The following is a 12,845-nucleotide window of genomic DNA, read 5'->3' as shown; positions in this document are numbered from 1 at the left end:
AGTTACTGCAGATAAATTCTAGTTTTTGTCTTGCTCAGCCCTTTGTGCCGCCTCTTGCTACGCCTTCCATGATCTTATGCCTAAAGATCAGGAACAAAACAACCAAAGGCACTGAAATAACCACAACTGCTGCCATCATAGCAGGCACGTTTTCTCGTCCAAAACCATTTTCTCTGATTTCCTGAATACCATTTGAAACAAGGAAATAATTCTGATCATCAGTTATAAGTCTTGGCCAAACATAGGAATTCCAGCATTCAATAACCTTAAGGATCGTGATTGTCACAATTGTCGGCCTTGATATAGGAAGCATAACTCTGACAAGATACCTAAAATCCGAGGTTCCATCCACCTTGGCTGCCTTATAAAGTTCCTCCGGAATCTGCTCAAAGTTTTCCTTTAAAAGATATATGTAAAAGACAGAGGTTACAGAAGGAAGCACCAGCCCCAGGAAAGTATTTCTAAGGTCTAAGTTTGTTATGGTCACATAATTAGTAATGATAACCAGTTCGTTAGGTATCATCATAAGAGAAAGAAACAGCGAGAACACTATATCTTTTCCCTTAAAATCAAGCCTTGCAAAAGCGAAGGCCGACAAAACAACTACCACCATCATCAGTAGCGTTGTTATAACTGTAAATATAAAGGTGTTAAAGAAATACTTAGCAAGGGGAACAGCCGTAAAAGCCGTAATATAGTTAGCTGTTGTAGGGCTTAATGTAAAGAACTTTGGAACATACTCAGAATTGTAGGCTCCGTACCCCTTTACAGAAGTCAGTATCATCCAGTAGAAGGGAAATAACACCAAAACTCCCCACAGAGTCAAAAGAAAATAAATAACAATCTTTCTGGCTCTCTCGTTTATCCTTGCCTGTTTCTCTATTTTTTTATTAGCTTTCTCGTTCATCTAATCTCAAATCCCCGCTATTACTGATAATGAACAGTTTTCCTGCTGACCATAAGGTTGATGGTCGTGATCGTAAATACTATGGAAAAAAGTATCAATGCTGCTGCCGATGCATAAGATGGATAACCACCGCTGTTTCCATAGAGCATGTCATACACATATCCAACAATGGTGTTCATTCCTGCAGCATTTAGGTCTGTGCCAAATAGCGCAACCTCATCGCTATAAGCCTTAAAAGCCCCGATAAAACCTGTAATTATCAGATAAAAGACCATAGGAGAGATCATTGGAAGTGTGATCTTGTAAAATATCCTCCACTTAGGAGTTGCATCCACCTGGGCTGCCTTGTAAAACATCGGGTTTACTGAAGCCAATGCGCTTGTAAGTATAAGTATCTTAAATGGCATAACAATCCATATTGTGTAAAAACACATAACAAACATCTTGGCCCAATATGGTCCATCGATGAAATCCACAGAGGGACCGCCAAAGAGCTGTATAAGGAGCGATACCAAACCATCGGAATAGGCAGTTTTTTTGAACAAAATCATAAAAACAAGACCTACAGCCAATGTATTGGTCACATATGGAAGGAAATAGACAGTTTGAAAGAAATCCCTCAAAGCCTTAATGGAACTAAGTCCCAGGGATATCAAAAGGGCTATTCCAGTAGACAAGGGCACTGTGATTATAACTATTATGAAGGTGTTCTTCAGAGCCTGGATAAAATAAGGATCATGAAGGACGTAGGAATAGTTGTAAAAGCCCGTTCCCCAAAAGGTCTGGGAAGCAAAGTTATAGCCTTCTTCAAAGGAATATATAAGTACATCCACAAGAGGATATACCATGAATACTCCAAGAAATGCTATTGCTGGCAAAAGACATAGCCAGGCAGTCAAGTTCTTTTTCATAACATGATCCTCTCTCTGGTTACTCCGTCAAAAACACATACTTTCTTGGGTTTAAGCGAAAATCTGATCTTGCCATCAACAGCTGATTTAGTTTCCTCTGATGGGATTATGGCTCTTATATTTTCGCCGACAAAAAGAGGGTGCGTAGCCACAAAGCTAGTGTCTCTTCCCATTACTTCACGATTTAGGAAATCGCATTCAAGGGGGCCGTTCTCATCAATAATAAATCCCTCTGGCCGTATAGCCACATAGACATCTCCATCTGCAATTCCCTTGGCATCAAGCACAGCCGCATCTCCTATATAAACCTTTTCGTCCTTGATTTCACCAGTAAAGGTATTGATCTGAGGTGTTCCAAGGAAACTTGCCACAAAAAGATTTACCGGCTCATCATATATATCCTGAGGAAGCCCCATCTGCTGCAGAACTCCATCCTTCATGACAACAATCGTATCTGAAATACTCATGGCCTCTTCCTGATCATGGGTTACAAATACTGTTGTAATTCCAGTTTCCACCTGAATTCTCTTAAGCTCTTCTCTGGTCTGAAGTCTTAGCCTTGCATCAAGGTTTGACAAAGGCTCATCAAGAAGCAGAACCTGGGGTCTCTTAACAAGGGCTCTAGCTATGGCTACTCTCTGCTGCTGTCCACCTGACATTTCATTGGGCCTTCTGTCTAAAAGGTCCTGGATCTGGACAAGCTTTGCCGCCTCCTGCACCTTTTTCTCCATTTCCTCCTTGGAGAGTTTCTTGGCCCCTCTTAGGTTCTCAAGTGGGAATCTAATATTTTCCCTAACCGTAAGATGTGGATAAAGAGCATAGTTCTGGAAAACAAGGCCTACCCCTCTATGCTCCGGTGGAAGGTCAGTTACATCTGTATCGCCAAAGAAAATTCGGCCCTCAGATGGCTTCTCAAGTCCGCAGATGAGGTTAAGTGCTGTACTCTTTCCGCAGCCAGATGGGCCCAAAAGACCTATGAGCTTGCCATCTGGTATCTCAAAATTAAAATCATTAACTGCGATCACATCATCCTTTATCTTTTTGTTCCTATTGGGAAAGCGCTTGGTTACGTGCTGTAAAACTATTTTCATATTTTTTCCTCTTCATTCGCATTTCTTTATTCCTCATATCCGTTGTGTCTTCGAATTCGTACAAAAATCCTTGCAAGCAAGATTTTTGTACGACCTCTCATCCACATATCGCTTACATCTGATGCCTTACCACTTTATATTCATCATTGTCCTGATAGTAGGGACACTCTTTATTGCTACCTGACATCATGCGGTAATAATCATCCTCATCCATATTTACCATGCAGGTGTAGCACTCCCAGTCTTCATCATAGACATAATTAGCACATGTATCACAGATCATATAAAAACCTCCGGATGTATTCATTTTGACTTTTGACACCCATATCATAATACATCAAAAATTCATTGCATCCACATAGTTTTCTGTGAAATTATCCTTATTTGACAATTCAACTACGTGGGCCCTTTTTACTATATCCTCAAGTTCAGCTATTATCTTTTCTTCTTCGCATGTTTCCTTAAGAGCCGCCTTTAAAAGCAGCATGCACCCTGAAAGGGCTGAGTAAGGAGAGGTATATACATGGCTTTCTTCATATGGAAAGAGCTTTAGATATCTTAATTTCTCAGCCATCAGACTTACGCCATACCCGCCGCACACTGCTATATATTCAGGCTTTTTCCCCTTTAACAGCTCTTTCTGCGCCGCATAAAGTGCAGCCTTTCCAAGCTGTACATTTCTTATATCATTCTGAGTAAGCCTTATTTCTTTTCCCTCTGTTGTAAGTGGGAAACCCTCACTGAAGTACTCCTCTGTCAAAAGACCTGTCTCATCAATAAACTTATTTCTCACAAGTTCGGATACTGCCTCAAGAACCCCTGAGCCGCATATTCCTACAGGTTCCTTGTTTAATATGGTTCCAAGCTTTACTTCAAACCTGCCTGAATCCGGAGTTCTTTTTATATAAACTTCTGATATTGCTCCCGGAACTGCTGCCATTCCACAGCTTATACCGCCTGCCTCAAACACAGGGCCTGCTGCTGTGGATGTCACAAAAAGCTCACTTCCATCCCAAAAGGCCATCTCTCCGTTGGTCCCAAGATCAATAAGAAGTTCACTGTAGCTCTTTTTGAGCATATTGGCAGCATAAATATCAGCTACTATATCTGCTCCGACAAATGCTGATATTCCCGGCATTATAAGCACTCTTGCATGTCTAAGATACTCAGGGATATCGTTTCCCCATAGGTCAGAAACGCTTATTTTCTCTGGTTTTAGAGAATATGGCTCATATGGAAATCTGCCAAGACCTGTAACATCATAACCCCGTAGCAAATGCAGCATTGTAGTGTTTCCTGTAATTGTAATTACATCAAGCTTTTTAACGCCGAATTTAGCCAGGGCGTTTTCTATAAGCTCTAAAATATCATCTCTTATAAGGCAAAAAAGTTCATCTCCATGGCCTTCACCTGCAGCGGCAATCCTTGAAATAACATCTGCGCCAAAGTTTCTCTGATGGTTGATTCCAGAAAACGAGCCATAAATATACTGCTCCCCTTGTGGGTTCATGCCAATTATCATAAGGCCGATAGTAGTTGTTCCTATATCTATTGCCACACCCCAGCTGCTCATGGTCTCAGGGGCTGGATTGTCCTTTCTGATAGTCTTTAGCATCTTGCCAGATGCATGAATATTTTCCTCTTTAAGCTGTTCTCCTTCTATAACTATCTCTGCATCCTCAGTCAAAACAGCCCTGCACAATAGTCTAACGCCATCTTCTATCTCTTTTTCCGACAAAAAACTCTTATCCTGAAAGCTGGCCTTTGGGGCTCCCTTTGTAAACCTTACCCTGCACTTTCCACAGCGCCCCATCCCTGCGCAGGGAAGTGGCACTTTTATACCTGCATCACTTAAAAGCCCCTTGAGCTGTTTCCCTCTTGGAGCCTGCAACATAACAGTCTTTTCTCCTGTATTAATAGTAATATGCAAACTATTAGTCTTCATAAGGTAATAATACACTAAAAAAGGTGCATTTTCCGCTAAAATGTGCGAAAATAGGTGTGTTTAGATTTTTATTGTATGAAAGGAGATATTTATGGGACTTTTACAGGCAGCTTTAGTAGCTGGTGGCAGTGTTTTAGCCGATCAGTGGAGAGACTATTTTTATTGTCCAGCACTTTCAAACGATGTTCTTTTGACTAAGGGCGTAAAGAAAGCTGGAAAGGGGAACGAAAACGTAATTTCTAACGGTTCTATCATCGCCGTTAACGAGGGACAGTGTATGATCCTCGTTGATCAGGGACAGATTACTGAAATCTGCGCAGAAGCCGGTGAATTTGTATATGACGTTTCTACAGAACCTTCTGTATTTTATGGAGACCTTGGGGAAAATATTGTAGCTTCCTTCAAGGAATTTGGAAAAAGAGTTGGCTTTGGCGGTTCAGCAGCCAAGGATCAGCGCGTTTATTTCGTAAACACCAAGGAAATCCTTGGCAACAAGTATGGCACAGTTAACCCTGTTCCATTCCGCGTAGTTGATACAAATATTGGCCTTGATATGGATGTTAGCATCAAGTGCCACGGCGAATTCAGCTATCGTGTAGTTGATCCGGTTCTTTTCTACAAAAACATTTGTGGAAATGTAAGCGGTGAGTTTACAAGAGACAGAATCGAATCACAGCTCAAGACAGAGCTTCTTACAGCTCTTCAGCCTGCGTTTGCCAAGATTTCTGAGAGCGGAATCCGTTACAGCGCTCTTCCTGGACACACCACAGAAATCGCAGATGCCCTTAATGAGATACTTTCCAAGAAGTGGACAGAGTTCTACGGAATCAAGATTTCTAGCTTTGGAGTTAGCTCTGTTACAGCTTCAGAAGAAGACGAAGCTACTATTAAAGAGCTTCAGAGAGCAGGCGCTCTTAGAAATCCTAATATGGCAGCTGCTACAATTGCAAGCGCTCAGGCTCAGGCAATGCAGGATGCAGCCAAAAATACAGCAACAGGCCCTATGATGGCCTTTGCAGGAATGAACATGGCGGGACAGGCTGGCGGAATGAACGCTAATCAGTTGTTCCAGATGGGCCAGCAGCAGGCAGCTCCTCAGGCAGCTCCAACTCCTGCTCCTCAGATGATGCCTCAGGGCGGCGCAGCATGGACATGTTCTTGCGGTGCTGCTAACAACGGCAACTTCTGCACTAATTGTGGTAAGCCAAGACCAGCATCTAACTGGACATGTAAGTGTGGAAATCTTAACAACGGAAATTTCTGCACTAACTGCGGATCACCACGCCCACAATAATCTACGTCATCATTAAATAAATGTTTTATTGTTGAGGTAACAATGGCTTTACACGAATATGAATGCCCTTCCTGCGGTGGGGCAATGGAATTTAATCCTAAGACACAAAAGCTCAAATGTCCTTATTGTGATTCCGAATTTGATGTTAAGGATTATGTAGCCAATCATAACTCAGGCAGCACAGGTGAAGCTGCTGATCAGTACACTAACCAGAACACTACAGATGATGGTCAGCAGCTTTATATTTATAAGTGCGGCTCCTGCGGCGGTGAGATCCTTGCTACAGAATCTCTTGGATCCACAAAATGCCCATTTTGCAGTAACAACGTGGTTGTAAGTGAGAAATTCACAGGAGAGTTTAAGCCCGACTACATCATTCCTTTCAAATGTACCAAGGATGACGCCATGAACACCTATAGGAACTACGTAAAATCCAAACGTCTTGTGCCAAAGGTGTTCCTTGACGAGAATCACATAGATGAAATAAAAGGTGTATATGTACCTTTCTGGATTTATAATGCTACCATGTCTTTTTCCGGAGCCTACGAAGGCAGGAAAGTCAGACACTGGCGCGATAGCACCTATGAATATACAGAAACCAAGTTTTACGATGTAAGAAGAGCCGGAACAGAAGATTTTGAGAATGTTCCAGCCGACGCATCCAAAGAAATGCCTGATGATCTGATGGACTCTCTTGAGCCCTTCGATCACAATGAGATGGTTCCATTTAATATGGGATACTTAGCAGGCTTTCTTGCGAATAAATACAATGTTTCTGCCAATGATAATATGCCCAGAGCTATGAACAGGATCAAAAACTCTCTGATTGCAGATTTTAAGGGAACGATAAATGGTTACTCATCTCTTCGTCCCCTTGGCGAGAACACAGGTATCGAGCGTTCATCTTACAAATACGCCCTATACCCTGTGTATATCCTGAATACTACCTGGAGAGATAAAAACTACCTCTTTGCCATGAATGGTCAGTCTGGCAAATTTATAGGTAATCTTCCATACAGTATTGCCCGGGCAGTCAAATACTATATACCGATAGCAGCGCTTGTCTCTGTTATTTCATTTTTGATCTACTACTTTGTGTTATAGGATCAGGTAATATAAGGATTTATGAAAAAAATACAACGATTAAAACAACATATAGCTGTGGCTTTTCTGTTTATCCTGCTGGGAATGATGCTTGTCCCCATGCCTAAGGCAAAAGCAAGCGACCTCATTCTCTGGGATAGTTATACCAAGCCCTCTAGCAGGCAAAAAGATAGGCTCTTTGACAACGCTGAACTTCTTTCTTCCACTGCTCAGGAGGATATATTAGCAAAACTAGATGAACTTAGTCAGAAGCACAACGCAAACATTGCCATCCTGACTGTGGATGAACACAGCGGACCTATCCAGGATTATGCAGATGATTACTATGATTACAATGGATTCCAGGCTGACTTTGACGGTTCAGGCGTATTGTTTATGCTGAGCATGGCAGACAGGGAGTTTGCTATTTCCACCCATGGAACAGGGATCCTGGCCTTTACAGATTATGGTCAGGAATACCTTATGGAAGAAATGGGGCCATACCTTAGTAATGACGACTACTACAACGCTTTCAACAAATATATTGAAGTTGCTGACTATTTATACACTCAATATGAAAGCGGTAATCCTTACGATATTGGCTTTAAAGACACTAGCCCACAGGCTCTTATAAAGGTCGGGATCATATGTCTTGGCATCGGTCTGATAGTCGCGCTGATCCCAATTTTTATAATGATCAGCAGCCTCAAAAATGTTCATGCAAGCACTACTGCTTCAGGCTATCAGAGTCACAATGGTCTGCATCTTACAATGCACAAGGATACCTATCTGCGCTCATCCACCTCTAAGGTCAGGATTCCTGATGAGCGTTCCAGCTCAGGCGGCTCTGGCGGAAGCTCAGTTCACATTTCAAGTTCAGGCTCATCCCATGGTGGAAGCCATGGCCATTTCTAATTTTATAAAAAAGTAATAAACTCACTTATTTGTCGTCCTGGCAGATAAGTGAGTTTTTTTATTTTGTTTATACATAATTAAGTGCTTATTTAATCACTTCATTGTATACTTATAGTTAGATGATAGGAGGCTTTTCTTGATAACAAGGCACAAGATAAACACTGTTCTGCTGCCCCTTTTAGCTTTTGTACTTTTGGTGAGCGTCATTTATTTTTTGGGGGCAGATGTGTATAAATCCCCACAACAGTCTAATCTGGTCCAGTTAGAAAATGGCTGGACTATTTGTCATGCTGGTAACACCTTCAGTCCAGAGATACTCTCCAAATCCGACATTGGTATGGCCAATAGTGGCGATGAAATAACAATTACTAGGACTATGGATGATTATGATGTTGTTCCTGCAACAATCCATTTTAGAAGTATCTTATCCACAATAGATGTATACTTAGACGGTCAGCTCATATACACCTTTGGTCATGATTATTATGATGCCGGCAAAATGCTTCCAAAGGTTGAGCATTTTGTTAACCTGCCTGCAGATTATCCAGGAAAAGAACTGACTATACTCTTTACAGCCACTGAAAGAAATGCTTTTTCTGGCATGTCTCCTATAACCCTTGGTGTTATGGAAGATATTACCCGTAGCATGGTCCAGGATGGAAGACTGTCTCTTTCTATCGCGGTTTTCCTTGTAATGTTTGGCTTTATGACCCTTGTTTTATCACCAATCCTTCTTTATAAAGGCAACCATGATCTCAGCATAGCCTTTAGCGGTGTTATCTCAGTACTTCTAGGCCTTTATATCTTGTGCTTTAATGATCTTTTCTGGACATTTTCAGACTATCCATCTCTCTATACATTTCTGGAATACTTATCTCTTTTCCTGCTTCCAGCCTCTATTCTCCTGTTTCTGACCTTTGCCAGACAGATAAGAGGTAAAAAAGTTCCATTTGTACTGGGCATTATAAACTATGGCTTTGCAATAGTCACAGCTATATTGCACCTGGCAAATCTCGTACACATATGCAATTTCGTATCTACGCTACATCTGATAGCACTTGTAGAAGGATTCTACATAATTGCTTCTTTACTTAGTTCTGTATATGAACACCGCGTTCATCCGGATGAGTTCAACACACGAAACATGTCCACTAATATGCTGTTTCTGGGACTTGTTCTTTTCCTTGGCTGTTCCGTTACTGATATTATCAAGTTCAATATTAAAAAGTACATTAGCAATGGGGAAGTAAATTCCAACATCAATTTCCTTACTGTTGGTGCGCTTTTATTCATAGACTGTCTTGTACTTAATTACTTTTTCCACTGCATTGAATATATCAATGCCTCAAATATGAAACAAAAGCTCGAGGGTCTGGCATATACTGATGCACTGACAGGCATTTCAAACAGGTCTAAATGCGAATTGACTCTGGCTGAGTTGTCTGGGCAGTACACTATCATCAGCGTAGATCTGGATTACCTCAAATATACCAATGACACTTATGGTCATTTGACTGGTGACAAGTTGTTAAGCGGATTTGCTGATATCCTAAGGGGAAGCTTTTATGATGCATCTCTTATAGGCCGAATGGGCGGAGACGAATTTATAATAGTCTTGCCATTTATAAATGATGCGAAATTAGAAAAAGAGATTACAAGTTTTATTAACACCATGGAGCAAAAGAGCAAGACCGACTCCCCCGTCAAATACTCTGCTTCTTACGGCCACGCAAGCAGCAACGACGAAATACTTGGCAATAATCCTTCAGCTCAAAATGTTTATCTTCTTGCTGATGCTAGAATGTACAAGATGAAAAAAACACATCACAAACAGACTCTTGGCAGATTATACGACGATCTATTAGGCAAGAAGCACAAGAAAGGAGGCTCCTATGAACGATAAAAAAAGGCTTCCTTATCTGCTATCTTCCATAGCAATTTTTGCGGCTGCTGTCATCTGCACTATGATAGCTTTGCAAAGTGTGCCCAAATATAGCATTACTCCTTTAAACAGCCAATGGGATATGAGCATTAATGATGTGGATCTGACGAACGTTTCATTATCTCATTTTTACAAATACTATAATCAGAAAACCAGAAAACATGATCATCTTATAATGAAGCATGCTCTCCCAGTTAGCGATATTCCTAATCCTGTTATTCTGTTTAGATCCAAGTATTCCACATTAAAGGTTTATGTGGACGGTAAGCCTATTTATGACTTTGGAATGGACTATTATCAGAAAGATAGATTTCTTGGGAAAATGGTTCATGTCATTACTCTTCCTCCTGACTATTCAGGAAAAGAACTAGTATTTGAAATGTACCTAAGTGAAGACAATGGCTATGGAAACTTTGAGGCGCCGATATTTGGCTCTCATCCTGATGTGACCGGAGTATATGTCCAGGATAATATAATAATAATCGCTACTGGTCTATTCATGTTTGTTTTTGGCCTTACATTTCTGTGTATTGGCCTGATATTTACCAGCTATGTTTCAGAGATTAAAAGTCTTGTACTAGGTTCTTTGTTTTGCATGAATCTAAGTGCCTGGTTACTGACCTATTACAGTATTCTGTCCTTATTTGTTTATACAGAATTAGAAACACAAATTGAATATTTCACTATGTACGTGACTGTCCCTTACTGTTTTATCCTCCTGTATTATATTGGGAATTTCAAAGGAAACCGCCTATATACAGGAATTATGCTGGTATGCTGCGGAGTTCCTCTTGTTCAATTTGCACTCCATTATATATTTAACATTCACATGAGGGTCACTCTTCCTTTTTATCACTTATCCGGGCTAGTTGGATTTGGTGTCCTATTATTCTATGCCCTTATGATAATCAGGAAAAAAATAATCGTACCAGAAAATACCAGAATACAGATGACCGGCCTTTTCAGTTTTGCTATAGGGCAGCTAATTCACCTGATAATATATGTATTGGATAAATTCCATATTCCAACCTATCAGTTAGCCAATAAAGCCATAATATCCCTTGCCTGCCTTATGTTTGCTGTTTGCCAGTTGTCAACTTATCTTGTATATATTACAGCCAGCTATGCCAAAAAACAGGAAAATGCTTCCCTCTCTCACCTTGCATATGCTGATGGCCTTACAAATCTTCCCAACCGTTCCAAGGCAGATAAGCTTATGGCAGAATTAAATGAAGCCACCGATGATTACTGCATTCTGAGCATAGACCTAAATGGCCTGAAAATGGTCAATGACAAATATGGCCACCCTAGCGGAGATAAATATATAAAAGATTTCGCAAAGGTATTGAATAACACATTTGGCGAGGAAGAGTTCTGTGCACGAATTGGCGGAGATGAATTTATAGTTATAATACGAGATGCAGGAAGTAAAGACATTAATACACTGATTGGACGTATGAATAGTGCATTAAATGTTATGAACGCCCTATACACCGAGTACAAACGGAGCGTCTCCGTCGGATTTGCCTTCAGACATGAGGCACCCGATGGAAACTCCCACAATGTATACCTTTTAGCAGACCAGAGGATGTACGAAAACAAGAGACGTATGCACGATGAAATGGGTATCACCCCAAGGCTGTAACAATAAAATGTACAGCTATAAACACCGCTAAAAAGATCACGTTTGCCAGGGTAAAGTAGAGAATATACTTGCCCTGGCTTTCTTTATAGCTTGCAGTAAAAAACTTAAAGGAAATAAGGCTCGCCATAGAGGCAATAAGCGTTCCAAGACCTCCTGCATTTACTCCTATGAGAAGCTCCTGTAAGTTCTCGGCAAATCCGCTCAGCATAAGAGTCGCTGGAACATTACTTATAAATTGGCTTGCCACTACTGAAACTATAAATTCACGGCCACTAGTCACTCCGCTTAAAAAGTCTTTAACAACAGCTACTCTGGCTATATTTCCAGTAAATATGAAAAAGCCTATGAAAGTAAGAAGTAGCATATAGTCTGCCCTCAGAAGAATATTGATATTCATTCCAAGCACCACAACAAATATGATAGCGGCCATAATATACCATGGTATTATCCTAAGAACCGCCAAAAGAGCTATCACAAACAAAGCTCCATATACTGCAATCTGTATTCTGCTTCCAAACTTCTGCACAACCTCTGCTTCCTGAGAAACACTGACTTTGTCTCTTTTTCCCGGGAGAAGTAATAGACAAAACGCAAGAAGAATCCCGGAAAGAAGTGTATATGGCATCATTGTACCTATAAACTGCGTAATAGACATGCCTGTAACGCCATAGAGGTAGAGATTCTGCGGGTTTCCTATAGGTGTTGCCATACTTCCAAGATTAGCCGCAATAGTCTGAAACACTATCACTGGAATCAGAAGGTCCTCTCTATTGCAGTTCTTTAAAACAAGCACAGCAAATGGAACAAAAGTAATAAGGGCCACATCATTAGTTATTAGCATGCTTCCGAAAAAACACATGAATATAAGCGCAGCGCACAATTGGAAGGAGAGCTTGGCCTTTCCTAGAAGGAAATTTCCAACCTTCTCAAATACTGCATTATCCTTTAGCCCTTGGATAACTACCATAAGTCCCCACAAAATGCCTAGAGACCTAAAGTCTATATATCCTGCATATTCCTTGTCTGGCTTTACAAGAAACATTGAACATATGGCAAGTATCCAGGCAATACATAGCACAGGATCAGATTTTATCTTTTTGATCAAATTCAAT

11 protein-coding genes are annotated in these 12,845 nt (G+C 40.8%); 5 read left to right on the top strand and 6 right to left on the bottom strand.

Annotation, left to right across the window (positions count from 1 at the left end; translation table 11 throughout):
* Positions 1–34: 34 nt before the first annotated feature.
* From G631_RS0114555 to G631_RS0114535, 5 genes are all read right to left on the bottom strand, one after another.
* Positions 35–907 (bottom strand): carbohydrate ABC transporter permease, encoded by an 873-nt coding sequence (locus tag G631_RS0114555; protein WP_026490072.1) that lies wholly within the window; start codon positions 905–907, stop codon positions 35–37.
* 20 nt (positions 908–927) lie between these two features.
* Positions 928–1,818: a carbohydrate ABC transporter permease gene (locus tag G631_RS0114550; RefSeq protein ID WP_026490071.1), complete on the bottom strand. Its 891-nt coding sequence runs from the start codon at positions 1,816–1,818 to the stop codon at positions 928–930.
* On the bottom strand, positions 1,815–2,909 hold the full coding sequence (locus G631_RS0114545; protein WP_026490070.1) for an ABC transporter ATP-binding protein: 1,095 nt from the start codon (positions 2,907–2,909) through the stop codon (positions 1,815–1,817). Before G631_RS0114545 ends, G631_RS0114550 begins: the two co-directional genes overlap by 4 nt.
* A gap of 112 nt (positions 2,910–3,021) precedes the next feature.
* On the bottom strand, positions 3,022–3,192 hold the full coding sequence (locus G631_RS21210; protein ID WP_176757218.1) for a DUF6472 family protein: 171 nt from the start codon (positions 3,190–3,192) through the stop codon (positions 3,022–3,024).
* A gap of 54 nt (positions 3,193–3,246) precedes the next feature.
* Positions 3,247–4,803 carry an ASKHA domain-containing protein gene (locus G631_RS0114535; RefSeq protein ID WP_026490069.1) on the bottom strand — a complete coding sequence of 519 codons (1,557 nt, stop codon included), beginning with the start codon at positions 4,801–4,803 and terminating at the stop codon, positions 3,247–3,249.
* Positions 4,804–4,945: 142 nt separating this feature from the next.
* Between G631_RS0114535 and G631_RS0114530 the strand changes: the two genes are divergently transcribed.
* The 5 genes from G631_RS0114530 (at position 4,946) to G631_RS0114510 (ending at position 11,733) form a co-directional block, all read left to right on the top strand.
* The gene (locus G631_RS0114530) at positions 4,946–6,148 is read left to right on the top strand and encodes an SPFH domain-containing protein (protein WP_026490068.1); all 1,203 of its coding nucleotides are present in this window, start codon (positions 4,946–4,948) and stop codon (positions 6,146–6,148) included.
* Positions 6,149–6,190: 42 nt separating this feature from the next.
* A complete protein-coding gene (locus G631_RS0114525; RefSeq protein WP_026490067.1) occupies positions 6,191–7,252 on the top strand; it encodes a hypothetical protein in 1,062 nt (353 codons plus the stop codon).
* A gap of 21 nt (positions 7,253–7,273) precedes the next feature.
* Positions 7,274–8,146, top strand: a complete 873-nt coding sequence (locus G631_RS19385; protein ID WP_081671371.1) for a TPM domain-containing protein — start codon at positions 7,274–7,276, stop codon at positions 8,144–8,146.
* Between the two features lie 226 nt (positions 8,147–8,372).
* Positions 8,373–10,049: a GGDEF domain-containing protein gene (locus tag G631_RS0114515; protein WP_155833939.1), complete on the top strand. Its 1,677-nt coding sequence runs from the start codon at positions 8,373–8,375 to the stop codon at positions 10,047–10,049.
* Positions 10,039–11,733 (top strand): GGDEF domain-containing protein, encoded by a 1,695-nt coding sequence (locus G631_RS0114510; RefSeq protein WP_026490065.1) that lies wholly within the window; start codon positions 10,039–10,041, stop codon positions 11,731–11,733. Before G631_RS0114515 ends, G631_RS0114510 begins: the two co-directional genes overlap by 11 nt.
* Here the strand turns inward: G631_RS0114510 and G631_RS0114505 are convergent.
* A complete protein-coding gene (locus G631_RS0114505; RefSeq protein WP_026490064.1) occupies positions 11,717–12,844 on the bottom strand; it encodes an SLC13 family permease in 1,128 nt (375 codons plus the stop codon). The two genes, G631_RS0114510 and G631_RS0114505, sit on opposite strands and share 17 nt — an antisense overlap.
* Position 12,845 lies beyond the last annotated feature (1 nt).

Source organism: Butyrivibrio sp. XBB1001 (assembly GCF_000424505.1).
GTDB lineage: Bacteria > Bacillota > Clostridia > Lachnospirales > Lachnospiraceae > Butyrivibrio.
The sequence above is the reverse complement of the archived record's forward strand: the minus strand, read 5'-3'. Positions and strand labels throughout refer to the sequence as shown.